Source organism: Streptomyces sp. SS7 (assembly GCF_037993025.1).
Classification (GTDB): Bacteria; Actinomycetota; Actinomycetes; order Streptomycetales; family Streptomycetaceae; genus Streptomyces.
On record NZ_CP141223.1, the window covers coordinates 5962780 to 5987599 of the forward strand.

The following is a 24820-nucleotide window of genomic DNA, read 5'->3' on the forward strand; positions in this document are numbered from 1 at the left end:
CACATATGCCAATGCCGTGCAGGAGGAGATCGGGAGAAGTGCGATGACAAACGACAATGGTAACGGCGAGTACGCGCACAGTCCGGGTGGAAATGGGGCAGGCCCATACGTGTGCACTGCGGATTTGCTTGGAAAGTCTGTAATTGATCTGCACAGGAGGCCTGTAGGGGAAATCCTAGATCTGTACCGCGATGCGAAACATTCTCTGGCAATTCTAGCCAGGGTCAAACTTTCAGACGGCAGCAGTACGCGAGCAATCCCCATCGCACACGCGCGAATCGTGGAAGAGGGAGTTCAAGTCGACCTCAGCTTGGATTCTCTGCACGAGAGGCCGGCTCTTAAGTCCGGCCGGAGTGTAGTAGTGTCACCGTTGCGCGTTCGGGAAATTTATCGCGCTTACGGCATCAAACTACCGAAAGCCTTGGAAGGGAATTCCTCAAAGGCCGTCAAAGCCACTGGCCGTCGAGGCGGAAAGATCAGCTTCCCTGGATCCGGCGCCGAAAGTGGAAATGGTCATGGGTGATGCAACTCTGGAGCTAGCCTATAAGGCGATCGAGAATCACCTGAAGGCGCAAACCGATGCATTTCTTCAATTCAGAAATAGGGCAACAACTCTCTTCTCGGCCGCAGCCATCGTCGCGACGCTTTCCACCAGTATAGGTTTCGTGAAGCAAAAAGGGGGCCCGTCCTTGCCTGCGTGGGCCCCTTGGGTTCTCCTGGCTCTGCTGGCAGCCATTGGGGCCACGTCGATGATCGTCATATGGCCTGTTCGCTCCTGGAACTTCTGTCCGCCATACAAGCTCGTACTCGAGCGCCATGCAGCAAGAACAGCCATCGATACAGTTCTCATTGATTCGATAAATGAAATGAAGAAGCGAGTTGATTCCAACAATCAGGTCATCGCGAAATGCTCCGTCTGTCTGCAAATTTCAGCCTCACTTTTTTTTGGCGAGATGGTCACGCTGGTCATAGCCGCCGGAATGCGCTAGGGATGGAGGCCCTACTGTCCGCGAGCGAAAAGCGTAAGGAGAATTACGATCTCAATGAGCAGCAGGAGAATCGACACTTGGAGCAGACGGGATCGGAGCTCTAGACATTTATTGTTGGCGGTCCAGCGGTTTCCTGACATTTCTACTGCAAGATCCCGAACCAGGTTGTTCTCTGTGACATTCAGTTGTTGGCGTTCAATAATTACTTCTGGTGGGGGACCTCCGCGCCATGGCTGTCGCGGCGGCGACAGGATGAGCATGACTAGAATGAAGACTATGACCAGGATTCCGAGTGCGAGCCAAGCGGACCACTCGGGGATGGCACTCTTTGCCGCAGCGCCGTTTCCTGAGAACCTCAATAGCCCTACAGGTAGCATCAATGCAGTGGCAAGTACGATAACCACGAGAACGACAAAGGCACGATTTCTGATCCTGGCGAGCTCACTTGTTTGGGCGGCGAGCCGCTTTTCGGCAGCCTCGTATGCCATCTGAAGGCGGAAGTCGGGCATAGCTCCACCCCTTGAAGGGAATTTTAAACCATTTGCCAAACGGGGCCTATTTAACCGACCATACCTCTCGAACAGTTCTAGCCTGCGTCGTCTTTTTCTATCGCGCATCTTGATCAAGCTCTGGGGAAATCTGTGCTGAGAGCCTTGAGGGAGCGGACCTGTGCCGACCAGCCTGAGGCCAGTGCGGCTTCCCGTGATTGACGGCATGGCAGCGTGGCTGAGGCTGGTGGGGGTGCAGCGAGGCACACGCGTGCGTGGTCGGTCGGCGCGCCAGCCGTCGTGGCTGGCTGTCGTCGGCTGAAGGTCGGATGGCCCGCATCGAAGGGGCCCGTGCCCCTGCGCGCCTGATCGGCCAGGAGTTGAGTGGAAACCACGTTGATTGACGGATAGCGCGCACGGGAGCGGCCCCTGATCAAAAGAGCTGGTCAGGGGCCGTTCGCATGCGGAGACGGTGAGATTCGAACTGACGGTGACATGGTCGCCACGACGGATTTTTCAAGATCGCCTAAGGCTTGGTGCGCCCCTTGAGGCCCCCGAACTAGTCGTCGTCCGCCACGTTTTCTACGGGTTCAGCTCTCACCCATCGGTCAACAAAAGCCCGCCCGGCCGGGGTTACAACGAACTCTTGATGCATCGGGAGGCCTGCGATGGAGATCCCGCCGTTGCCCCGTATCACGGACAGCAGCCCATCCTTGATCAGATACATCAGTTGGATATCCCAACCGCCGGGCAATCTGATCCGATCGGCTTGGGGGGATTCCGCCAGGAGGCCGAGGATCCTCCGCTCCATCTCTCCATACCGATCCGAGATGACTGAAAGGTTCGCCTTGTACGTCTTCATGGAGAGTCGGTCGATGTCGCCTCGGTCGTACCGAGTGTGACATGTGGGGCAGAGTGCAATCAGGTTCTCGAACGAGTGCTCCTGAACCTTGGACCAAGGTTCGATGTGTGCCAGTTCTACCGGGACAGTGCGGCATGTTGGGATGGCGCACCGATGACCGGCCTCCACCAACACCCGGCGCTCCAGCGGTCGCGGGATAGCGGGTCTTCCCTCAGGCATGCGGACCAGAGTACGAGCCCGGGGCCGGCGTCGATGTCGATTGGCAGGTTCTCTCCAGTGGCACCCCCGCGTGTCCACGTAACCGCGGAACCGGCGGTGAGGAACCGCTGGGCACGGATAGGCCGTCGTGGGTTGCTCTGGCCGACGTCCCGGTAGCGTGGCTGAGGCCGGTGGGGGTGCAGCGAGGCACACGCGTGCGTGGTCGGTCGGCGCGCCCGCCGTCGTGGCTGACTGTCGTCGGCTGAGGTGCAGACGGGCTCCCGATCGACTCTGCGAGTGGTGACCACGCCGCCGCTGCAAGGAGCGAGGGCACCGGAGCGCGCCCCGCTGGAAGGACGCGCGGTTGGTGGTGCGACAGGGGCGGCGGGAGGGAACGATCCTTCGCCGGTCGAGCTGACATCAGTCCTGACATCAACGGCGGCGGACGGGGGCAGACAGTGACCGTCCCGTACGACTATCGTCACCGGGCGGTGAGGCTTCTCACCTGCGTCACCTTCACCGTTATGAGAATGGGATGATGTCGTTTATGAAGGGACGAGTCCTTGTCGTCGACGACGACACCGCACTGGCCGAGATGCTCGGCATCGTGCTGCGTGGTGAAGGTTTTGAGCCGTCTTTCGTAGCCGACGGTGACAAGGCGCTGGCCGCTTTCCGGGAGGCGAAGCCCGATCTGGTGCTGCTGGACCTGATGCTGCCCGGACGGGACGGCATCGAGGTGTGCCGCCTGATCCGGGCGGAGTCCGGTGTGCCGATCGTGATGCTCACGGCGAAGAGCGACACCGTCGACGTGGTCGTCGGGCTGGAGTCCGGCGCCGACGACTACATCGTCAAGCCGTTCAAGCCGAAGGAGCTCGTCGCCCGTATCCGGGCGAGGCTGCGCAGGTCGGAGGAGCCGGCGCCGGAGCAGTTGGCGATCGGTGACCTCGTGATCGACGTCGCCGGGCACTCCGTGAAGCGCGACGGGCAGTCCATCGCACTGACGCCGCTGGAGTTCGACCTGCTGGTCGCCCTGGCGCGCAAGCCGTGGCAGGTCTTCACCCGCGAAGTCCTCCTCGAACAGGTGTGGGGTTACCGGCACGCCGCCGACACCCGCCTCGTCAACGTCCACGTCCAGCGGCTGCGCTCCAAGGTCGAGAAGGACCCCGAGCGCCCGGAGATCGTGGTGACCGTCCGAGGCGTCGGATACAAGGCGGGGCCGAGCTGACATGCCCGGGGACAGTGCCGCTTCGGCCCCCGGCCGGTCCGGGGTCCGACCGGAGCGGCCTGTCGGCCGGAAGACCATGGATTCACGTTTCGGACGCCTCCTCGAAGGCGGGCTGCTCCAGGGCGGGATGCAGAACAGCCCCGTCCTGCGCCTGCTCCTGCGCTGGGTACGCAGGCCGCTGCTGCCCGTCATGCGGCTGTGGCGCCGCAACATCCAGCTCAAGGTCGTCGCGACCACCCTGCTGATGTCGCTGGGCGTCGTCCTGCTGCTCGGCTTCGTCGTCATCGGCCAGGTCCGCAACGGACTCCTCGACGCCAAGGTCAGGGCCTCACAGAGCCAGGCCGCCGGCGGATTCGCCGTCGCCAAACAGAAGGCCGACGAGGCGGTCGCCGCGGGCGGCGACGGGAACGCCGTCGACAGAAGCTCCCTGCAGAACGTCACCGAGTGGATGAGCGAACTCGTGTCGTCGCTGTCCAGCGGCGGCCAGGGCGCCTTCGACGTCGTCACCCTCCCCCCGGGCGACGACAGCGGTGGCGGGCCGGGACCCCGGTCCTCGGGCTACGTCGACCCCAACAAGAGCGTCCCCGAAGCCCTGCGCGACCACATCAACGGCAACGCCGGAGCGGCCCAGAGCTACTCCCGCATCCTCTACAGCAACGACAAGGACTCCCAGCCGGCCCTCGTCATCGGCAAACAGCTCAACGACCCCTACGGCGACCCCTACGAGCTGTACTACCTCTTCCCGCTCACCCAGGAGGAGAAGTCCCTCAGCCTCGTCAAGGGCACCCTCGCGACCGCCGGGCTCTTCGTCGTCGTCCTCCTCGGCGCGATCGCCTGGCTCGTCGTACGGCAGGTCGTCACACCGGTACGGATGGCCGCAGGCATCGCCGAACGGCTCTCCGCCGGGCGTCTGCAGGAACGTATGAAGGTCACCGGAGAGGACGACATCGCCCGCCTCGGTGAGGCCTTCAACAAGATGGCGCAGAACCTCCAGCTCAAGATCCAACAGCTGGAGGACCTCTCCCGCATGCAGCGGCGCTTCGTGTCCGACGTGTCGCACGAACTGCGCACACCGCTGACCACCGTACGGATGGCCGCCGACGTCATCCACGAGGCGCGTGAGGACTTCGACCCCGTCACCGCGCGGTCCGCGGAACTCCTCGCCGACCAGCTCGACCGGTTCGAGTCCCTGCTGGCCGACCTGCTGGAGATCAGCCGCTTCGACGCCGGCGCCGCCGCCCTGGAGGCCGAACCCATCGACCTGCGCGAGGTCGTCCGGCGCGTCGTCAGCGGCGCCGCGCCCCTCGCCGACCGCAAGGGCACGACCATCCGCGTCCTCGGCGACCAGCAGCCCGTCGTCGCCGAAGCGGACGCCCGGCGCGTCGAGCGGGTCCTGCGCAACCTCGTCGTCAACGCCGTCGAGCACGGCGAGGGCAAGGACGTCGTCGTCAAGCTCGCCGCGGCCGGCGGGGCGGTCGCCGTCGCCGTACGGGACTACGGCGTCGGACTCAAGCCCGGCGAGGCCACCCGTGTCTTCAGCCGCTTCTGGCGCGCCGATCCGGCACGGGCGCGGACCACCGGCGGCACGGGTCTCGGACTGTCCATCGCCCTGGAGGACGCCCGGCTGCACGGCGGCTGGCTGCAGGCCTGGGGCGAACCCGGCGGCGGCTCCCAGTTCCGCCTCACCCTGCCCAGGACCGCCGACGAACCCCTGCGGGGCTCGCCGATACCGCTGGAACCCAAGGACTCGCGGCGCAACCGCGGCCTCGGCGACTCCGGACAGGGCGGCCGGGGTGGCGAGAAGAGCGCCACCGTACCCGTGCAGCCCGCCCGCGAACCCCACTCGCCCGCACACGCCCCGCTCGCACCCCGCATGGCCACGGTCACCCCCACCGCCGACCCGACCGCCCTGCCCGGCAACGGCGCACGCGTCGTGGCCCGGCCCGCCGCCCCGACCGCCCGGACCGGCGACGATCCGGCCGACGGCACCGCCGCGGAACGCGCCGACGCGGTGCACAGGGACGCGGTGCGAACAGACGCGGCGCGCAAGGACACCGCGTACGGCGACACCCCTGGCCGGCCGGACGCCGGACCGCAGGGTCCGGACGAACAAGGGGAGGCATTCCGTGGGCGCTGACCGCCAGAAGCGCGCCCGGCGCACACCGGCGCGCGTGGTGGCGTACGCCGCCTGCGGTGTCGTACTGCTCGCCGGATGCGCCTCCATGCCCGACCGCGGCGACCTGCGTGACGTCGACTCCACACCGCGCCAGGACACCCAGGTACGGGTGTTCGCCATGCCGCCCCGCGACGACGCGCCGCCCTCCGAGATCGTCCAGGGCTTCCTCGAGGCCCTGACCAGCGACGACCCCAGCTTTGCGACGGCCCGGCAGTACCTGACCACCTCCGCGGCCCAGAGCTGGCAACCGGAGCTCTCCACCACCGTCCTCGCCGACGGACCCGGCGCGGAGGCCGGACGGTCGGGCGGCCGGGACGGCGACGACACCTCCTTCACCCTGACCGGCACGAAGGTCGCCACCGTCGACGCCCAGCAGTCCTACGCACCCGCCTCCGGCGGCTACAACCAGACGGTCCACCTCACCCGCGACAAGAAGACCGAACAGTGGCGCATCGACGTACTCCCCCAGGGGGTCGTCATGGGCAAGTCGGACTTCCAGCGCAACTACATGTCCGTCAACAAGTACTACTTCGCCTCCAACACCACCTCCGCCGCCTCCGGGCAGCCCATGGCCGTCGCCGACCCCGTCTACGTACGGGAACGGGTCGACCCCACGACCCAGATGGTCCGCTCCCTGCTCAACGGGCCCACCAGCTGGCTCCGCCCGGTCGTCCGGTCCAGCTTCCCCACCGGCACCGCACTGCGGAAGGGCGTCAGCGCGCTCGCGCCCGACGACCAGAACAAGCTGACCGTGCCGCTCAACGACAAGGCCGCCCACATCGGCCGGGGCAAGTGCGCCGAGATGGCCGCCCAGCTGCTGTTCACCATCCAGAGCGTCACCCCCACCGTGCAGGAGATCGCCCTACGGGCAGGCGGCCGCCAGCTGTGCTCGCTCAACGGCGACGCCGCCGCGGCCGTCGCCGCCCGCGGCAGCGAGGCCGACCCCGAGTACCTCTACTTCATCGACGGCCGCCACCAGCTCCGCCGCATGCCCTCCGGCGTCGGCGCCGGAGGCAACGCCAACGCCGACCCCGTCCCCGGAGCGCTCGGCGACGGCACCAAACCACTGCTCTCGGTGGCCGTGGCCCGCGACGAACACAGCGCCGCCGGAGTCTCCCTCGACGGCAGGAGCCTCTACGTCACCTCCACCGTGGCCAGCGCCTCCCTAGGCGACCCCGTCCTCACCAGCACCGGCAGGACCGAGGCCGACCGCCTCACCACCCCCACCTGGGACGCGCAGGGCGACCTGTGGATCGCCGACCGCAACCCGGTGGACCCCCGGCTCCTGCTCCTGCAGAAGGGCGGCGGCAAACCCGTCGAGGTGCTCACGCCGCGGCTGGACGGCCGTATCAACGCCGTACGGGTCGCCGCCGACGGGGCGCGCATCGCACTCGTCGTGGACAGGGACGGCAAGCAGTCCCTGCTCATCGGGCGCATCGAACGGGCCGCCGGCAGCGGCGACCAGCCGTCCGTGTCCGTACAGGAACTGCGCTCGGCCACACCCGAACTGGAGCAGGTCACGGCCGTGGCATGGGCCGGCGACAGCCGTCTCGTCGTGGTCGGGCAGGAATCCGGCGGCGTCGAACAGGTGCAGTACATGCAGTGCGACGGCTCGATCCCCGAGTCCGGCACCCTGCCCGGCCTCACCGAGGTCACCAGCATCGCCGCCTCCGAGAACAGCGACAAACCCCTCTTCGCGACCTCCAAGGACGGGCTGCTGTGGCTGCCCGGCGGCAGCGGGTGGCGCACGCTGAAGGAAACCGCCTCGACGGCGTTTTATCCGGGGTGATCCCTTCGACGGCCGCCTTTCCGGGGTGGTCCTCCGATTAGACCGGCCGGGCTCTGCGGAGAGCCCGGCCGACCTTTTATCTGACTTACCGGTCGGTTTTCCACAGCCCCCCGCCCACGGTTTTCCACAGGGGTGGTCGCCGCCTTCTTCCCCCGGCACAGTGAAGACGTGGACGGAGTACGCAGGTGGTGGCAGGAGATCGCCGGCCTGGTGCTGCCGGCCGAGTGCGCGGGCTGCGGGCGGGCCCGTACGGCACTCTGCCCGCGGTGCCGGGGCGCGCTCCTCGGAAACCGACCGCGGCGGGTACGACCGGAACCGGAACCGGCCGGCCTCCCCGCCGTGCACGCGGCGGCGCCCTACGCGGACGAGATCAGAGCGGTGCTGCTGGCGCACAAGGAAAGGGGCGGGCTGGGGCTGGCGGGGGTGCTGGGGGTGGCGGTGGCGGGGGCGGTGCGGGTGGGGTTGGGGGAGGCGGGGGTGGGGGTGGGGGAGGGGCCCCCGCCCCAGACCCCCCTTCTTCTCCTGGTCCCCGTCCCCTCCGCCCCCGCAGCCACCCGCGCCCGAGGCCACGACCCCGCCCGCCGTATCGCGCTGGCCGCGGCCGGGGAGCTGCGCCGGGCCGGGGTGCGGGCGCGGGTGGCCCCGGTGCTGCGGCAGCGCGGGGCGGTGGCCGATCAGACGGGGCTGAACGCGCGAGAGCGGCAGGAGAACCTGGTCGGCGCGCTGGCGGTGGTGCGCGGGGGCGGGCGGTTGCTGTGCGCTGGGTCGGTGGTGCTCGTCGACGACCTGATGACGACGGGTGCCTCGCTCGCGGAGGCGGCGCGAGCGGTACGGGCCGCTGTGGCGGCGGAGCCCTCGGGACGGGCGCAGGGGCAGCGCGGGGCTGCGGCCGGACGGGCGCGCGGTGCCTCCGGCGGGACGGACCCGGGCGGGCAGGCGGCCAGTGGGGTGAGGCGGGTTCCCGGCGCGCAGGCGGTCCCTGAGATGCCCGGGCTCTCCGGCGCGCACGGCGTCCCCGGGCCGGCGGTGCGTCCCGGGGCGGAGGACGGCTCGTACCCGATGAGAGGCCGTCCGGAGGACGGCCCGGGGCCGATGAGGGATCCCGGTCCGCAGGACGGCTCGGCCTCGGCCGGGGATCGCCGTCCCGAGGAGGTTCTCAGGGGTGGTCGTGGTGGGTCGGCTGTGTACCTCGGGGACGGTCGGGAAGGGAGAGGGGTACGGCGGTTCCGGACGGCGGAGGGAGGTGCGGGGGCGGGACGTGGCGGTGACGTGCTCTGCGCGGCCGTGGTCGCGGCGTCGCCGGATTCCTTCGTAATAAACCGGAACTGACTGCGAACTTGCGTCGTTGCAGCTAATGACAGGGTCAATTCACCTGAACGGAGGTATGGCGCAGGAGAGGGTGACGACATCCGTCCGAGCGAGATATGTTCGGTTGTGAGGGAAAGCCGCAGGCCACACCTCTCATTTCCGAATGCCGTGCTGCGGTTTGGGGAATCGTCCGCCGCACCTGGGGTGTAGATCTCGCCGATGGGGGAGGAGGAGGTGGAAGTCACCAAGTCCGAGGTTCCGGTGCTCACCGGGGCCTGGTGCAAAAGGGAGACGCTCCGCACTGAGGCGGAGTGATCCGGGAACGGAGTTCTGCGTGGACATCGTCGTCAAGGGCCGCAAGACCGAGGTGCCCGAGCGGTTCCGCAAGCACGTGGCCGAGAAGCTGAACCTGGAGAAGATCCAGAAGCTCGACGGCAAGGTGATCAGCCTCGACGTCGAGGTGTCCAAGGAGCCCAACCCCCGACAGGCCGACCGGTGCGAGCGAGTGGAGATCACGCTCCGCTCCCGCGGCCCTGTGATCCGGGCGGAGGCCGCGGCCAGCGACCCGTATGCGGCACTCGACCTGGCGGCGGAGAAGCTGGACGCCCAGCTGCGCAAGCAGCACGACAAGCGGTACACGCGCCGTGGCGCACGCCGGCTCAGCGCGGCAGAGGTTCCCGACCACGTCCCGGGCGTGGCGACGCTCAACGGCAACGGACACCCCGTTCCGGCCGAAGCGTCGGACAGCGTGCCGACGAAGAAGATCGGTTCGCTGGAGGTGCAGGGCGACGGCCCCCTGGTGGTCCGCGAGAAGACCCACGTCGCCGCTCCGATGACTCTCGACCAGGCCCTCTACGAGATGGAGCTGGTCGGCCATGACTTCTATCTGTTCGTCGACTCCGAGACCAAGCAGCCGAGCGTCGTCTACCGGCGCCACGCCTACGACTACGGCGTGATCCACCTCGACACGGACCCCATGGTCGCCCAGGCGCACTCTCCCGAGGCCGGCGGGGCGCTGGGCGGCTGACCCTGCCCGGTGACAGTGGTTGACGCGGTGTGCCCCTGGAGCGCTGTGTGCGCCCCCAGGGGCACCCGTGCGCGACCCCCAGGGGCAGCGCTCTGTCACCGCTTTGTCGTACAGGCATGGAATCATGGCCGGTGCGGCCCAATCGGTGGGCCGCAGCCTTGGGTTGGCGCTGGCTCAGGACCACAGCCGCAGCCTTGCAGGGGGAGGAACGATGGCGGACAGCTTCGGACCGATGCGGGACGAGGACGCCGACGACGGCGTCGTCGGCATGGGCCCGGACGCGGGTGCTTCACGCAAGGAGCCGATCAGAGTCCTTGTCGTGGACGACCACGCCTTGTTCCGCCGGGGGCTGGAGATCGTGCTCGCGGCCGAGGAGGACATCCAGGTCGTCGGTGAGGCCGGGGACGGCGCGGAGGCCGTGGACAAGGCGGCCGATCTGCTGCCGGACATCGTGCTGATGGATGTGCGGATGCCCAAGCGCGGCGGTATCGAGGCGTGCACCTCCATCAAGGAGGTGGCTCCCAGCGCGAAGATCATCATGCTGACGATCAGCGACGAGGAGGCCGACCTCTACGACGCGATCAAGGCGGGCGCGACGGGTTACCTGCTGAAGGAGATCTCGACGGACGAGGTCGCCACCGCGATCCGGGCGGTCGCGGACGGGCAGTCGCAGATCAGCCCGTCGATGGCGTCGAAGCTGCTCACCGAGTTCAAGTCGATGATCCAGCGCACCGACGAGCGCCGACTGGTGCCCGCGCCCCGGCTGACGGACCGTGAGCTGGAGGTGCTCAAGCTGGTGGCGACCGGGATGAACAACCGGGACATCGCCAAGGAGCTGTTCATCTCCGAGAACACCGTGAAGAACCATGTGCGCAACATCCTGGAGAAGCTGCAGCTGCACTCCAGGATGGAGGCGGTGGTGTACGCGATGCGGGAGAAGATCCTCGAGATCCGCTGAGGTCGTCAGCGCAGGGCGGTGGCGAGGGCGCGGGTCACCGCCTGGGTGAGGGTGTCGCGCAGTTCCGGTGCGTCGACCCGTTCCACCCGTACGTCCGTGCAGTCGACCCAGCTCGCCGCCTCGACCAGCGCCTCGGCGACCGCGGGCACCGCCTTGGGGCTCTTCAGGCCGACCTGTCTGGCGACCAGGGTGTGGCCCTCGCGGGCCGGGTCGACGCGGCCCACGAGCCGACCGCCGGCCAGGACGGGCATCGCGAAGTAGCCGTGGATCCGCTTGGGCTTGGGGACGTAGGCCTCCAGGCGGTGGGTGAAGCCGAAGATCCGCTCGGTGCGGGCCCGTTCCCAGATGAGCGAGTCGAACGGGGACAGCAGGGTGGTGCGGTGGCGGCCGCGCGGCGGGGTCGCCAGGGCCGCCGGGTCGGCCCAGGCCGGTTTGCCCCAGCCTTCGACGGTGACCGGGACCAGGCCCGAGTCGGCGATCACCGCGTCGACCTGCTCGCCCTTGAGGCGGTGGTAGTCGGCGATGTCCGCGCGCGTGCCGACGCCGAGGGCCTGGCCGGCGAGGCCCACCAGGCGGCGCAGGCATTCGGGGTCGTCGAGTTCGTCGTGCAGCAGGTCGGCGGGGACGGCGCGCTCGGCGAGGTCGTAGACGCGTTTCCAGCCGCGGCGCTCCACGCAGACGACCTCGCCGTACATCAGGGCGCGTTCCACGGCGACCTTGGTGCCGGACCAGTCCCACCACTCGCTGGTCTTCTTCGCGCCGCCGAGTTCGGTGGCGGTGAGGGGGCCCTCCGCGTGGAGCTGTTTGACGACCTGGTCGTAGGTGCCCTCGGGGAGGTCGTGGTTCCACTGGGGTCGGTTCCGGTAGGCGCGGCGGCGGAAGGCGAAGTGGGGCCACTCCTCGATGGGGAGGATGCAGGCGGCGTGGGACCAGTACTCGAAGGCGTGGGTGTCCTTCCAGTAGGCGTCCTCGACGGTTGCCCGGCCCACGCGTCCGAGGCGGGCGTAGGGGATCAGTTCGTGGGAGCGGGCGAGGACGGAGATGGTGTCGAGTTGGACCGCGCCGAGGCGGCGGAGGACACCGCGGACGCCGGCCCTGCGGTCGGCGCTGCCGAGGAAGCCCTGGGCGCGCAGGACGATCCGGCGGGCTTCGTCTGCGGAGAGCTCGGTGGAGGGGCGCGGGGTGGTCATGTCTCGCACGATAGGCGGTGGCACTGACAGTCCGGGGTGAGCTGGGGATTCGTCCGGCGAGGGGGTGGTCCTACGGCGTGTGCCGGGCCGGTGGCGGCAGGTAGGGGGCGGCGGAGGGCAGGCCGAGGTCGGAGGGGAGGAGGGAGCCGACCCAGCAGTCGCGTCGTACGCCTTTGTTGTTGAGGGCCGAGCGGAGGGTGCCCTCCAGGGTGAAGCCGGCGGCGCGGGCGACCGCGCGGGAGGCCTGGTTGCCGACTTCGGCGCGCCATTCGACGCGGTCGACGGCGAGGTGGGTGAAGGCCCAGCGGGTGGCGGTGCGGGCGGCCTCGGTGGTGTAGCCGTGGCCGCGGTGTTCCTTGGCGGTCCAGAAGCCGATCTCGGCGGTGCCGAGGGAGCGCATGGTGAGGCCGAGCATTCCGGTGAGGGTTCCGTCGGGGAGGAACACGCCGAAGGTGTACATGGAGGCGGCGGCCCAGCCGTCGGGGGCGACCTGTTCGGTGAAGCTGTGGGCGTGTTCGGGGAGGTAGGGGGAGGGCAGGGTGGTCCAGCGCTGGATGTCGGGGTCCTGGGCGGCGGCGAGGACGGCGTCGGTGTCCTGGGGGCCGACGGGGCGCAGCACCAGGCGGTCGGTGGTGAGGGTGACGGGCTCCATCGGGAGATTGTGGTGGGGTCCGGTGGGCGGGCGCCATCGGTTTCCGGGGTGTGTCCCTGCCGCGCGGTCGGTGGCCGGCCCCGGCCGTTGCGGCGGTGGGTGCGGTCGTGCCGGTTTTGCGGGGCGTGAGCGGGTGATCACAATTCGCGCAATTCGTGGGTGGGGTGCGGCACCATCGGCGGGGGCCGGACGTTGTCCCGTTTGAAGAAGATTTTGGCGCGTGTGCGCGACAGTGTGCGGTCCTCGTCACGGCAGGCCTCCCGGCGTGGCGGGGTCCTCGCATACGATGGCCGTTGCTCAGTGAGCCAAATGGAAACCGACCGTGCCAGGCCCGACCGGCAAGGAGACCAACCCCCGTGTCCGTCCTCTCGAAGATCATGCGTGCAGGCGAAGGCAAGATCCTGCGCAAGCTGCACCGCATCGCGGACCAGGTCAACTCCATCGAAGAGGACTTCGTCGACCTCTCCGACGCCGAGCTGCGAGCTCTCACCGAGGAGTACAAGCAGCGGTACGCCGACGGCGAGTCCCTGGACGACCTGCTGCCCGAGGCGTTCGCCACGGTGCGTGAGGCCGCGAAGCGCGTGCTGGGCCAGCGTCACTACGACGTGCAGATCATGGGCGGTGCGGCTCTGCACCTCGGCTATGTGGCCGAGATGAAGACCGGTGAGGGCAAGACCCTCGTGGGCACGCTGCCCGCTTATCTGAACGCCCTGTCCGGCAAGGGTGTCCACCTGATCACGGTGAACGACTACCTGGCCGAGCGCGACTCCGAGATGATGGGGCGCGTCCACAAGTTCCTGGGTCTGGAAGTCGGCTGCATCCTGGCCAACATGACGCCGGCCCAGCGGCGCGAGCAGTACGCGTGCGACATCACGTACGGCACGAACAACGAGTTCGGCTTCGACTACCTGCGCGACAACATGGCGTGGGCGAAGGACGAGCTGGTGCAGCGGGGCCACAACTTCGCGATCGTGGACGAGGTCGACTCGATCCTGGTCGACGAGGCGCGTACGCCGTTGATCATCTCGGGTCCGGCCGACCAGGCGACGAAGTGGTACGGCGATTTCGCCAAGCTGGTGCTGCGTCTGAAGAAGGGCGAGGCGGGCAACCCGCTGAAGGGCCTGGAGGAGACCGGCGACTACGACGTCGACGAGAAGAAGCGCACGGTCGCCATCCACGAGGCCGGTGTCGGCAAGGTCGAGGACTGGCTGGGCATCGACAACCTCTACGAGTCGGTGAACACGCCTCTGGTGGGCTACCTGAACAACGCCATCAAGGCGAAGGAGCTCTTCAAGAAGGACAAGGACTACGTCGTCATGGACGGCGAGGTCATGATCGTGGACGAGCACACCGGCCGTATCCTCGCCGGTCGCCGCTACAACGAGGGCATGCACCAGGCGATCGAGGCGAAGGAAGGGGTGGACATCAAGGACGAGAACCAGACGCTCGCGACGATCACCCTGCAGAACTTCTTCCGCCTCTACAAGCGGCACGACCACGACGGCAAGGAAGTGCCCGGTCTGTCCGGCATGACCGGTACGGCGATGACCGAGGCCGCCGAGTTCCACCAGATCTACAAGCTCGGCGTGGTGCCGATCCCGACGAACAAGCCGATGATCCGCAAGGACCAGTCGGACCTGATCTACCGCACCGAGGTCGCCAAGTTCGAGGCGGTCGTCGACGACATCGCGGAGAAGCACGAGAAGGGTCAGCCGATCCTGGTCGGCACGACGTCCGTCGAGAAGTCGGAGTACCTCTCGCAGCAGCTCTCCAAGCGGGGCATCCAGCACGAAGTGCTGAACGCCAAGCACCACGAGCGGGAGGCGTCGATCGTCGCCCAGGCGGGCCGCAGGGGCGCGGTGACGGTGGCCACCAACATGGCCGGCCGTGGTACGGACATCAAGCTCGGCGGCAACCCCGAGGACCTCGCGGAGGCGGAGCTGCGCCAGCGCGGCCTGGACCCCGAGGAGCACATCGAGGAGTGGGCGCACGCGCTTCCCGCCGCCCTGGAGAAGGCCGAGCAGGCCGTCAAGGCGGAGAAGGAAGAGGTCGAGGAGCTCGGCGGGCTGTACGTGCTGGGTACGGAGCGGCACGAGTCGCGTCGTATCGACAACCAGCTGCGCGGTCGTTCGGGCCGTCAGGGCGACCCGGGCGAGTCGCGGTTCTACCTGTCGCTGGGTGACGACCTGATGCGTCTGTTCAAGGCGCAGATGGTCGAGCGCGTGATGTCGATGGCGAACGTTCCGGACGACGTGCCGATCGAGAACAAGATGGTCACGCGTGCGATCGCGTCGGCGCAGTCGCAGGTCGAGCAGCAGAACTTCGAGACCCGTAAGAACGTCCTGAAGTACGACGAGGTCCTCAACCGTCAGCGTGAGGTCATCTACGGCGAGCGCCGTCGTGTGCTGGAGGGCGAGGACCTGCAGGAGCAGGTCGTGCACTTCATGGACGACACGATCGACGCGTACGTGTCCGCGGAGACGGCCGAGGGCTTCCCGGAGGACTGGGACCTGGACCGGCTGTGGGGCGCGTTCAAGCAGCTGTACCCGGTGAAGATCACGGTGGAGGAGCTGGAGGAGGCGGCCGGTGACCGGGCGGGTCTGACGGCCGAGTTCATCTCCGAGTCCATCAAGGACGACATCCACGAGCAGTACGAGGCGCGTGAGACGCAGCTCGGCTCCGAGATCATGCGGGAGCTGGAGCGCCGGGTCGTGCTGTCGGTCCTGGACCGCAAGTGGCGTGAGCACCTCTACGAGATGGACTACCTCCAGGAGGGCATCGGTCTGCGCGCGATGGCGCAGAAGGACCCGCTGGTGGAGTACCAGCGTGAGGGCTTCGACATGTTCTCCGCGATGATGGACGGCATCAAGGAGGAGTCGGTCGGCTACCTGTTCAACCTGGAGGTTCAGGTCGAGCAGCAGGTCGAGGAGGTTCCGGTCACGGACGCCGAGCCGGTCGACATGGACAAGCAGGACGTGGTGCCGGCGCAGGCGGGTGCGCGTCCGGAGATCCGTGCCAAGGGGCTGGACGCCCCGCAGCGGCGGAACCTGCACTTCTCGGCGCCGACGGTGGACGGCGAGGGCGGCACCATCGAGGGTGAGTTCGACGACGAGGACGAGCCGGTGCGCTCCGAGGCCGACGGTCTCACGCGTGCGGAGCGCCGCAAGCAGGCGAAGGCGCGGGGCCGTCGCAAGAAGTAGTGGTCGGCGTGGGTGAGGGCCGGGTCGCCTCGGGTGACCCGGCCCTTTCGCGTGTCCGCGGCCCGGGGTGCCTCGGGCGGGTTCAGCCGTCCTGGTCGCGGGGCCTGCGGGGGCCGTCGAGTTCTACGGCGGTGCAGCGCCAGCGGTGGTCGGTGCCGAGTTCCAGGCGGAAGGCCATGGCGCGCAGCCGGTCACCGGTGCCGATACGGGCGAAGGCCTCGATGGCGCCGGGGCGGGGGACGTAGTAGCCGATGTCGCGGACGGTCGGGCCGGCGCCGCGGGTGGTGCGCAGGGGGCCGCGTTCGGCGAGGTGGGAGAGGTCGTCGTAGGCGCTGCCGAGGGTGTGGCGGAGCATCGAGTGGACGGGGCGTCGGCCGCTGAGGACCGCGAGGAGGCGGTCGGCGAAGAGATCGGTGGGGCGGGGCTGTGGCGGGGCGGGAGAGGGGCGCCGGGGGCTCGGGGCGGGGGCGGTGGCTGCGGGGGCCGGGCGGCGGGTCGCGGGGGCGTGGGCCTGGCGGGTGCGGGGTGGGGTGCCGACGGGGCGGCGGGGGTCGCGGCGGCCCGGTGGGCGGGTGGCGGCGGTGCCGGGTGTGGCTGCGGGTGGGCGGGTGCCGGCCGTTCCGGGTGCCGCTGTGCCCGCCCGTGCCGTGCCGGTGGGACGGCTGCCCGCTGTTTCGCCGGTGGCAGGGGCGGGGGCGGTTCGGGGGGCAGGGGCGTGCTTCCTCGTCATGACCTTGTTCATCGTGTCCCCGTCGGATCGACTTGATGGGTGGGCGGCCCCGACCTTCTACCGGTCGGTAACTTTCCGTTGCCGATCTTGTACGTGGTCGCACTGCGTGAGGGCAAGTGGGCGTAGAGTAGCGGCAAAGGGGGAGGGTGGTTCACCTATCAGGGTGGTCCGGGGAGAGAAAGGCCCGGTGGGGGCGGTGTGCAGGGTGAATTCCGGGGCGTGAGGTGGACGCTGCGGCGTCTGCGGGGAGGGGCCCGAAAGGGGACGGCCGCACGTATCCTGAAGGCCTCCGGGCCGAGCGCCCGGGCCGAATCCGACGACGAAAAGAGCGGCCTGCCATGCGCGTCTACGTCCCCCTGACCCTCCCCGGCCTCGCCGAGGCGCACAAGACGGGGGAGCTGGGGTCCGGGCCGCTCGTCGCCTACGCCGTCACGCCCGCGTTGCGCGAGTGGTACCTCTCCGACGACATCGAGGAACTGGAGTACGCGGCGCTGAGCCGTGCCGCGCTCGCCTCGCTGCGGCTGCTCGCGGCGGACGGGGGCGCACCGCGCCGCAGGGTCGTGGTCGCCGTCGACGTACCCGACCGCGCGACCGGCGTCGACCCCGACCGGGGCCTGGACCCGGCGGCGCTCGGCGAGGTGCGGGTGTCGGGGGTCGTGACGCTGGCGAAGGCGGCCTCGGTGCACGTCGACGCCGGGGACGCGGAGGCGGACGTGGCCGCGGCGGCGGAGGCGCTCGCCGCGGCGGACGGCGGGGACGACGACGCGCAGTTCGTGGTGGACGGTGCCGAGGACCACGAGCTGCTGTGGTTCGCCACGCAGGAGATCCCGAACCTGGTCGGCGCGGGCGGCTGACGGCGCCTCCGCTCTTGAGTGTCGGTGCGGGCGGGTACGTTTGCTGCATGGGGAAGCAGCAGGTGGCGGCGCACATCGTCTGGGACTGGAACGGGACGCTGCTCAATGACAACGACGCGATCATCGGGGCGACGAACGCGGCGTTCGCGGAACTGGGCCTGGAGCCGCTGACGCTGGAGCGGTACCGGGCGCTGTACTGCGTGCCGGTGCCGAAGTTCTACGAGCGGCTCATGGGGCGGCTCCCGACGGACGCCGAGTGGGAGCTCATGGACGAGGTCTTCCACCGGTACTACGCGCAGCACCGGGTGCGGTGCGGGCTCACCGACGGGGCGGTGGAACTGCTCACGGGGTGGCGTTCGGCGGGGCACAGCCAGTCCCTGCTGAGCATGTACGTGCACGAGGAACTGGTGCCGGTGGTGCGGGGGTTCGGCATCGAGACGCACTTCGTGCGGGTGGACGGCCGGGTCGGGCCGTCCGGGGGCAGCAAGGCGGAGCACATGGTGCGGCATCTGGCCGCGCTGGGGAAGTCGGTGGAGCCCGCCCGGACCGTGGTGATCGGGGACGCCGCCGACGACGCGGTGGCGGCGCTGCACGCGGGGGCACGGGCCGTGCTCTACACCGGAGGCTCGCACAGCCGGGCGAGCCTGGAGGCGGTGGGCGTACCCGTGGTGGACACCCTCGCGGAGGCGGTGGAGGTCGCCTCCCGGGCGGCCGCGTGACGATGCGGCGCCCCGGTGGCCGAGGCCCCCGGAATGTCGCCACTCCGAGCGACCCGCGCCGCACCCCCGGCCCGGTCAGTCGGCCGGAGTTTTCGCCGCTCGCCCCGGCCCGGTCAGCCAACCGGAGCCTTCGCCGCACCCCGGCCCCGGTCAGCCGGAAGAGCCGACATCACGGCCCTGGCCAGCCGGTAGAAGCCGGCATTGCGGCCCCGGTCAGCCGGTAGAAGCCGGCACCCCGGCCCCGGTCAGCCGGAAGAGCCGGCACCCCGGCCCCGGCCAGCCGGTGGAAGCCGGCATTGCGGCCCCGGTCGGCCGGTGGAAGCCGCCACCACCGGCCCCGGCCAGCCGGTAGGAGCCGCCCCCGACCCCGGTCAGCCGGCCGGGGCCTTCTCTCGTAGTACCTTCAGGAACGCCCGCATCCAGGCCGGGTGGTCGGGCCAGGCGCGGGACGAGACGAGGGTGCCGTCGACCACCGCCTCGCTGTCCTGGAAGGTCGCGCCGGCCGACTGCATGTCGAGCTCCAGCGCGGGGTAGGCCGTGACGCGCCGCCCCTGGAGGGCGTCGGACGCGGCGGTGAGCAGCGGACCGTGGCAGATCTGGGCGACGGGTTTGTCGCCGTCGAAGAACGACTTGAGGATCTTGCGGAGTTCGGGGTCGTTGCGCAGGTACTCGGGTGCGCGGCCGCCGGGGATGACGACGGCGGCGTACTGCCCGGGGTCGACCTCGGAGAAGGCGAGGTCGGCGGGCCAGGTGTAGCCGGGTTTCTCGGTGTAGGTGTCGAAGCCGTCTTCGAAGTCGTGGACGACGAAACGGAGCGTCTTGCGGGTGGGGGCGGCGATGTGCACCTCGTAGCCCTCTTCGCGCAGGCGCTGGTAGGGGTAGAGGACTTCCAGGGACTCCGCCGCGTCGCCGGTGACGATGAGGATCTTCGCGGTCATGGTGCGGCTCCTCTCTCGGGGGCGCTTCCCCCTCAGGGTCTCGCGCCCGCGGCACCGCCGTCGACCTCTCCGGTCAGGCCGAGGGGGCCGGTTTCCCGCCCGGCCCCTGTGCAGAACGTCAAAGTTCTGCCCCTGGTTTTGTACACATACGGCTCATGACGGGTCCCCGGTGGGGAGAGATAGCCTTAGTGGCGTGATCAGCGCGATAGTTCGCGGGGGTTCTGTTGCCCCTGCCCTGCGCCCGGTGTGTGCGGACCAACTCCGCGACCGGGCGGCGGACGCTGGTTCTTGCGGGCGGGACAGGGGCGCAAGGGGCCCCGGGACGCCGTACCCACACGCGGAAGGCGCGACGCGGAGAGCAGCGTCACACCTCGCGGCGGTGTCGAGAATGGCCGATAACCCCCCGCTCATCTCATCTTGCGGCATAGCGTCGGAGCAGACCGGAGACCCCGGGCCGTGGCGGCGAGCCGCAAGGAAAGAGACCGTACTTCCTTCTACGTCACGCAACGGCGCGCGACAGGAGTCAGAGGACAATGCAGACCAAGCTGGACGAAGCCAAGGCCGAGCTGCTCGAGAGGGCGGCGCGGGTCGCTGAGAACAGCCCGGTCGGGGGGTACCTACCGACTGGGACGACGAGCGAGGGCACGCCAGGAGCTCCGGGCACCCCGGACCACGACGCCCTGCTCGCGTTCCTCCAGCGCTACTACCTGCACACCGCCCCGGAGGACCTCAAGGACCGCGACCCGGTCGATGTCTTCGGAGCCGCTCTCTCCCACTACCGGCTCGCCGAGAACCGGCCGCAGGGAACCGCCAACGTCCGGGTCCACACCCCGACCGTCGAGGAGAACGGCTGGACCTGCAGCCACTCCGTCGTCGAGGTCGTCACCGACGACATGCCCTTCCTCGTCGACTCCGTCACCAACGAGCTGACCCGGCAGGGACGCGGCATCCACCTCGTGGTGCATCCGCAGGTCGTGGTGCGGCGCGATGTGACCGGCAAGCTCATCGAGGTGCTGGGCGGCGGGCACGCCGGTGTGCTCCCGCACGACGCGCACGTCGAGTCGTGGATCCACGTCGAGATGGACCGCGAGACCGACCGCGCCGACCTCAAGCAGGTCACCGCCGATCTGCTGCGGGTGCTCTCCGACGTCCGGGAGGCCGTCGAGGACTGGGAGAAGATGCGGGACTCCGCGCTGCGGATCGCCGACGGTCTCACCGAGGAGCACACGCCCGGCGATCTGTCCCCGGCCGACGTCGAGGAGGCGCGTGAGCTGCTGCGCTGGCTCGCCGCCGACCACTTCACCTTCCTCGGCTACCGCGAGTACCAGCTGCGCGGGGACGACTCCCTCGCGGCCGTGCCCGGTACCGGGCTCGGCATCCTGCGCGCCGATCCGCAGCACGCCGGTGAGGACGCGCACCCGGTCAGCCCGTCGTTCGAGCGGCTGCCGGCCGACGCCCGCGCGAAGGCCCGCGAGCACAAGCTGCTCGTGCTGACCAAGGCCAACAGCCGGGCCACCGTGCACCGGCCGTCGTATCTCGACTACGTCGGGGTGAAGAAGTTCGACGCCGAGGGCAATGTCGTCGGCGAGCGCCGTTTCCTCGGACTGTTCTCCTCCGCCGCCTACACCGAGTCCGTGCTGCGGGTCCCCGTCGTGCGCCGCAAGGTCGACGCGGTCCTGACCGGCGCCGGGTTCTCGCCCAACAGCCACGACGGGCGCGACCTGCTCCAGATCATGGAGACGTATCCGCGCGACGAGCTGTTCCAGACCCCGGTCGACGAGCTGCGCTCCATCGTCACCTCGGTGCTGTACCTCCAGGAGCGCCGCCGGCTGCGGCTCTACCTGCGCCAGGACGAGTACGGGCGCTACTACTCGGCGCTCGTCTACCTGCCGCGCGACCGCTACACCACCGGGGTACGGCTGCGGATCATCGACATCCTGAAGGAGGAGCTCGGCGGGTCGAGCGTCGACTTCACCGCCTGGAACACCGAGTCGATCCTGTCCCGGCTGCACTTCGTCGTCCGGGTCGCGCCGGGCACCGAGCTGCCGGAGCTGTCGGAGTCCGACAAGGACCGCATCGAGGCGCGTCTCGTCGAGGCCGCCCGGTCCTGGGCCGACGCGTTCGCCGAGGCGCTCACCGCGGAACTCGGCGAGGAGCGGGCCGCCGAGCTGCTGCGCAGCTACAACAACGCCTTCACCGAGGGCTACAAGGCCGATCACACCCCGCGCGCCGCGGTCGCCGACCTCGTCCACCTCGAGCGGCTCACCGAGGAGCAGAACTTCTCGCTCAGCCTGTACGAGCCGGTGGGTGCCGCGCCCGACGAGCGCCGCTTCAAGATCTACCGCAAGGGTGACGCGATCTCCCTGTCGGCGGTGCTCCCGGTGCTGAACCGGCTCGGTGTCGAGGTCATCGACGAGCGGCCGTACGAACTGCGCTGCGCGGACCGGTCGGTGTCGTGGATCTACGACTTCGGGCTGCGCATCCCCAAGGCGCTGGGCGGCGGCAGCACCGATCTGCTCGGCGACGACGGGCGTGATCGGTTCCAGGAGGCGTTCGCGGCGACCTGGACCGGCCGTGCGGAGAACGACGGGTTCAACGCGCTGGTGCTGGGCGCCGGGCTGAGCTGGCGCCAGGCGATGGTGCTGCGCGCCTACGCCAAGTACCTGCGGCAGGCCGGGTCCACGTTCAGCCAGGACTACATGGAGGACACCCTCCGTACGAACGTCCACACCACCCGGCTGCTCGTCTCCCTGTTCGAGGCGCGGATGTCGCCGGGCCGGCAGCGGGCCGGGCTGGAGATCGTCGACGCGCTCCTCGAGGAGCTCGACGCCGCGCTCGACCAGGTGGCCTCCCTCGACGAGGACCGGATCCTGAGGTCCTTCCTCACCGTCATCAAGGCGACCCTGCGCACCAACTTCTTCCAGAGCACCGCGGACGGCACGCCGCACGCGTACGTGTCGATGAAGTTCGACCCGCAGGCCATCCCGGACCTCCCGGCGCCGCGTCCGGCGTTCGAGATCTGGGTGTACTCGCCGCGGGTGGAGGGTGTGCACCTCAGGTTCGGGAAGGTGGCGCGCGGCGGTCTGCGCTGGTCGGACCGCAGGGAGGACTTCCGTACGGAGATCCTCGGTCTGGTCAAGGCGCAGATGGTGAAGAACACCGTCATCGTGCCGGTGGGCGCCAAGGGCGGCTTCGTCGCCAAGCAGCTGCCCGACCCGGGCGTGGACCGCGACGCGTGGCTCGCCGAGGGCATCGCCAGCTACCGCACCTTCATCTCGGCGCTCCTCGACATCACCGACAACATGGTCGCCGGTGAGGTCGTGCCGCCGTCCGACGTCGTACGGCACGACGAGGACGACACCTACCTGGTGGTCGCGGCCGACAAGGGCACGGCGACGTTCTCCGACATCGCCAACGAGGTCGCCGGATCGTACGGCTTCTGGCTCGGGGACGCCTTCGCCTCCGGCGGCTCGGCCGGCTACGACCACAAGGCGATGGGCATCACCGCCCGCGGCGCCTGGGAGTCCGTCAAGCGGCACTTCCGCGAGCTGGGCGTCGACACCCAGGTGGAGGACTTCACGGTCGTCGGCATCGGTGACATGTCCGGTGACGTGTTCGGCAACGGCATGCTGCTGTCCGAGCACATCCGTCTGGTCGCCGCCTTCGACCACCGGCACATCTTCATCGACCCCACCCCGGACGCCGCGGTCTCCTACGCCGAGCGCCGCCGGCTGTTCGAGCTGCCGCGCAGCTCCTGGGCCGACTACAACGCCGATCTGATCTCCACCGGCGGCGGTGTCTTCCCCCGTACGGCGAAGGCGATCCCCGTCAACACGCACATCCGGCAGGCCCTCGGCATCGAGGCGGGCGTCACCAAGGTGACCCCGGCCGATCTGATGAAGGCGATCCTGTCCGCGCCGGTGGATCTGCTGTGGAACGGCGGCATCGGCACGTACGTCAAGGCGAGCACCGAGTCGAACGCCGACGTCGGCGACAAGGCCAACGACCCGATCCGGGTCGACGGCCAGGACCTGCGGGTCAAGGTCGTCGGCGAGGGCGGCAACCTGGGCCTGACCCAGCTCGGCCGGATCGAGTTCGCCCGCCAGGGCGGCCGGATCAACACCGACGCCATCGACAACAGCGCGGGCGTCGACACCTCCGACCACGAGGTGAACATCAAGATCCTGCTGAACGGGCTGGTCACGGACGGCGACATGACGGTCAAGCAGCGCAACAAGCTGCTCGCCGAGATGACGGACGAGGTCGGCGCGCTGGTCCTGCGCAACAACTACGCGCAGAACACGGCGATCGCCAACGCCCTCGCCCAGTCCAAGGACATGCTCCACGCCCAGCAGCGCTTCCTGCGCCACCTGGTGCGTGAGGGGCACCTCGACCGGGCGCTGGAGTTCCTGCCGAGCGACCGGCAGATCCGGGAGCGGCTCGGCTCCGGCCAGGGCCTGACCGGCCCGGAGACGGCCGTCCTGCTGGCGTACACGAAGATCACCGTCTCGGACGAGCTGCTCCAGACCACCCTGCCGGACGACCCCTATCTGCGCGGTCTGCTGTACGCGTACTTCCCGACCGCGCTGCGCGAGCAGTTCCCGGAGTACATCGACAGCCACCCGCTGCGCCGGGAGATCACCACGACCGTACTGGTCAACGACACGGTGAACACGGGCGGTACGACGTATCTGCACCGGCTGCGGGAGGAGACCGGGGCCTCGCTGGAGGAGATCGTGCGGGCGCAGACCGCGGCGCGGGCGATCTTCCGGTCGGCGCCGGTGTGGGACGCGGTGGAGGAGCTGGACAACACGGTCGAGGCGGCCGTGCAGACCCGGATCCGGCTGCACTCGCGCCGGCTCGTCGAGCGCGGTACGCGCTGGCTGCTCAACAACCGGCCGCAGCCGCTGCAGCTGGCCGAGACGGTCGACTTCTTCGCCGAGCGGGTCGAGCAGGTGTGGTCGCAGCTGACCAAGCTGCTGCGCGGCGCGGACCTGGAGTGGTGGCAGAAGATCTACGACGAGCTGAGCGGCTCGGGTGTGCCGGACGTGCTTGCCGCGCGGGTGGCCGGGTTCTCCTCCGCGTTCCCGGCGCTGGACATCGTGTCGGTGGCCGACCGGATGGGCAAGGACCCGCAGGACGTCGCCGAGGTCTACTACGACCTCGCGGACCGGCTGCACATCACCCAGCTGATGGACCGGATCATCGAGCTGCCGCGGGCCGACCGCTGGCAGTCCATGGCCCGTGCCTCCATCCGTGAGGACCTCTACGCGGCGCACGCGGCGCTGACCGCGGACGTCCTGGCCGTCGGCAACGGCACCTCGACGCCCGAGCAGCGCTTCAAGGCGTGGGAGGAGAAGAACGCGGCGATCCTGGGCCGGGCGCGGACGACCCTGGAGGAGATCCAGGGCTCGGAGACGTTCGACCTGGCGAACCTGTCGGTGGCGATGCGGACGATGCGCACGCTGCTGCGGACGCACTCGTAAGGCAACGCCGTAATGCGGTAAGGGGCGCCTC

Annotated in this window: 16 protein-coding genes and 1 pseudogene; 11 read left to right on the top strand and 6 right to left on the bottom strand. The window is 69.3% G+C overall.

Going from position 1 to position 24820, the window contains the following annotated elements; translation table 11 throughout:
- Positions 1-515: 515 nt before the first annotated feature.
- Positions 516-989: a hypothetical protein gene (locus U5640_RS27655; RefSeq protein WP_340378428.1), complete on the top strand. Its 474-nt coding sequence runs from the start codon at positions 516-518 to the stop codon at positions 987-989.
- A gap of 11 nt (positions 990-1000) precedes the next feature.
- Here U5640_RS27655 and U5640_RS27660 read toward each other — a convergent pair whose 3' ends face one another.
- Together U5640_RS27660 and U5640_RS27665 are read right to left on the bottom strand one after the other, a co-directional pair.
- A complete protein-coding gene (locus tag U5640_RS27660) occupies positions 1001-1498 on the bottom strand; it encodes a hypothetical protein (protein ID WP_340378429.1) in 498 nt (165 codons plus the stop codon).
- A gap of 538 nt (positions 1499-2036) precedes the next feature.
- Complete coding sequence (locus U5640_RS27665) at positions 2037-2339, bottom strand: hypothetical protein (RefSeq protein ID WP_340378430.1); 303 nt, start codon at positions 2337-2339, stop codon at positions 2037-2039.
- Positions 2340-3072: 733 nt separating this feature from the next.
- On the opposite strand from U5640_RS27665, the gene mtrA reads away from it, so the two are divergent.
- The 6 genes and pseudogenes from mtrA to U5640_RS27695 all read left to right on the top strand — a co-directional run bounded on the left by mtrA (position 3073) and on the right by U5640_RS27695 (position 11020).
- Positions 3073-3762 carry a two-component system response regulator MtrA gene (gene mtrA / locus U5640_RS27670; protein WP_187283109.1) on the top strand — a complete coding sequence of 230 codons (690 nt, stop codon included), beginning with the start codon at positions 3073-3075 and terminating at the stop codon, positions 3760-3762.
- Position 3763: 1 nt separating this feature from the next.
- Complete coding sequence (mtrB, locus tag U5640_RS27675; protein WP_340378431.1) at positions 3764-5899, top strand: MtrAB system histidine kinase MtrB; 2136 nt, start codon at positions 3764-3766, stop codon at positions 5897-5899.
- Positions 5889-7727, top strand: coding sequence for an LpqB family beta-propeller domain-containing protein (locus tag U5640_RS27680; RefSeq protein ID WP_340378432.1), 1839 nt, complete (start codon positions 5889-5891; stop codon positions 7725-7727). The genes mtrB and U5640_RS27680 overlap by 11 nt, the downstream gene beginning before the upstream one ends.
- Before the next feature lie 168 nt (positions 7728-7895).
- Positions 7896-8570: pseudogene (locus U5640_RS27685) on the top strand (ComF family protein); the annotation flags it as partial.
- Positions 8571-9369: 799 nt separating this feature from the next.
- Positions 9370-10062 carry a ribosome-associated translation inhibitor RaiA gene (gene raiA / locus U5640_RS27690; protein ID WP_055638881.1) on the top strand — a complete coding sequence of 231 codons (693 nt, stop codon included), beginning with the start codon at positions 9370-9372 and terminating at the stop codon, positions 10060-10062.
- Between the two features lie 211 nt (positions 10063-10273).
- On the top strand, positions 10274-11020 hold the full coding sequence (locus U5640_RS27695; RefSeq protein ID WP_055638882.1) for a response regulator transcription factor: 747 nt from the start codon (positions 10274-10276) through the stop codon (positions 11018-11020).
- 5 nt (positions 11021-11025) lie between these two features.
- Here U5640_RS27695 and U5640_RS27700 read toward each other — a convergent pair whose 3' ends face one another.
- Positions 11026-12210: a crosslink repair DNA glycosylase YcaQ family protein gene (locus U5640_RS27700; RefSeq protein ID WP_340378433.1), complete on the bottom strand. Its 1185-nt coding sequence runs from the start codon at positions 12208-12210 to the stop codon at positions 11026-11028.
- Positions 12211-12280: 70 nt separating this feature from the next.
- Complete coding sequence (locus U5640_RS27705) at positions 12281-12862, bottom strand: GNAT family protein (RefSeq protein ID WP_340378434.1); 582 nt, start codon at positions 12860-12862, stop codon at positions 12281-12283.
- 356 nt (positions 12863-13218) lie between these two features.
- Between U5640_RS27705 and secA the strand changes: the two genes are divergently transcribed.
- Positions 13219-16062, top strand: a complete 2844-nt coding sequence (gene secA / locus U5640_RS27710) for a preprotein translocase subunit SecA (RefSeq protein WP_340378435.1) — start codon at positions 13219-13221, stop codon at positions 16060-16062.
- An 82-nt stretch (positions 16063-16144) separates the two neighbouring features.
- Here secA and U5640_RS27715 read toward each other — a convergent pair whose 3' ends face one another.
- Positions 16145-16792: an Rv3235 family protein gene (locus tag U5640_RS27715; RefSeq protein ID WP_340378436.1), complete on the bottom strand. Its 648-nt coding sequence runs from the start codon at positions 16790-16792 to the stop codon at positions 16145-16147.
- Positions 16793-17130: 338 nt separating this feature from the next.
- Between U5640_RS27715 and U5640_RS27720 the strand changes: the two genes are divergently transcribed.
- Both U5640_RS27720 and U5640_RS27725 read left to right on the top strand, forming a co-directional pair.
- Complete coding sequence (locus U5640_RS27720) at positions 17131-17646, top strand: hypothetical protein (RefSeq protein ID WP_067243597.1); 516 nt, start codon at positions 17131-17133, stop codon at positions 17644-17646.
- A gap of 47 nt (positions 17647-17693) precedes the next feature.
- A complete protein-coding gene (locus U5640_RS27725; RefSeq protein ID WP_340378437.1) occupies positions 17694-18365 on the top strand; it encodes an HAD family hydrolase in 672 nt (223 codons plus the stop codon).
- Between the two features lie 371 nt (positions 18366-18736).
- On the opposite strand, the gene U5640_RS27730 is transcribed toward U5640_RS27725, so the two are convergent.
- The gene (locus U5640_RS27730) at positions 18737-19303 is read right to left on the bottom strand and encodes a DJ-1/PfpI family protein (protein ID WP_340378438.1); all 567 of its coding nucleotides are present in this window, start codon (positions 19301-19303) and stop codon (positions 18737-18739) included.
- Between the two features lie 533 nt (positions 19304-19836).
- On the opposite strand from U5640_RS27730, the gene U5640_RS27735 reads away from it, so the two are divergent.
- Positions 19837-24789: an NAD-glutamate dehydrogenase gene (locus tag U5640_RS27735; RefSeq protein WP_340378439.1), complete on the top strand. Its 4953-nt coding sequence runs from the start codon at positions 19837-19839 to the stop codon at positions 24787-24789.
- The last annotated feature ends 31 nt before the right edge of the window (positions 24790-24820 follow it).

What these genes read in the sequence shown, in the direction of transcription:
- U5640_RS27655 (WP_340378428.1), top strand. Translation starts at nt 516, where the DNA reads ATGGGTGATGCAACTCTGGAGCTAGCCTATAAGGCGATCGAGAATCAC.
- U5640_RS27660 (WP_340378429.1), bottom strand. Translation starts at nt 1,498, where the DNA reads ATGCCCGACTTCCGCCTTCAGATGGCATACGAGGCTGCCGAAAAGCGG.
- U5640_RS27665 (WP_340378430.1), bottom strand. Translation starts at nt 2,339, where the DNA reads ATGAAGACGTACAAGGCGAACCTTTCAGTCATCTCGGATCGGTATGGA.
- mtrA (WP_187283109.1), top strand. Translation starts at nt 3,073, where the DNA reads ATGATGTCGTTTATGAAGGGACGAGTCCTTGTCGTCGACGACGACACC.
- mtrB (WP_340378431.1), top strand. Translation starts at nt 3,764, where the DNA reads ATGCCCGGGGACAGTGCCGCTTCGGCCCCCGGCCGGTCCGGGGTCCGA.
- U5640_RS27695 (WP_055638882.1), top strand. Translation starts at nt 10,274, where the DNA reads ATGGCGGACAGCTTCGGACCGATGCGGGACGAGGACGCCGACGACGGC.
- U5640_RS27700 (WP_340378433.1), bottom strand. Translation starts at nt 12,210, where the DNA reads ATGACCACCCCGCGCCCCTCCACCGAGCTCTCCGCAGACGAAGCCCGC.
- U5640_RS27705 (WP_340378434.1), bottom strand. Translation starts at nt 12,862, where the DNA reads ATGGAGCCCGTCACCCTCACCACCGACCGCCTGGTGCTGCGCCCCGTC.
- U5640_RS27715 (WP_340378436.1), bottom strand. Translation starts at nt 16,792, where the DNA reads ATGACGAGGAAGCACGCCCCTGCCCCCCGAACCGCCCCCGCCCCTGCC.
- U5640_RS27720 (WP_067243597.1), top strand. Translation starts at nt 17,131, where the DNA reads ATGCGCGTCTACGTCCCCCTGACCCTCCCCGGCCTCGCCGAGGCGCAC.
- U5640_RS27725 (WP_340378437.1), top strand. Translation starts at nt 17,694, where the DNA reads ATGGGGAAGCAGCAGGTGGCGGCGCACATCGTCTGGGACTGGAACGGG.
- U5640_RS27730 (WP_340378438.1), bottom strand. Translation starts at nt 19,303, where the DNA reads ATGACCGCGAAGATCCTCATCGTCACCGGCGACGCGGCGGAGTCCCTG.
- U5640_RS27735 (WP_340378439.1), top strand. Translation starts at nt 19,837, where the DNA reads ATGCAGACCAAGCTGGACGAAGCCAAGGCCGAGCTGCTCGAGAGGGCG.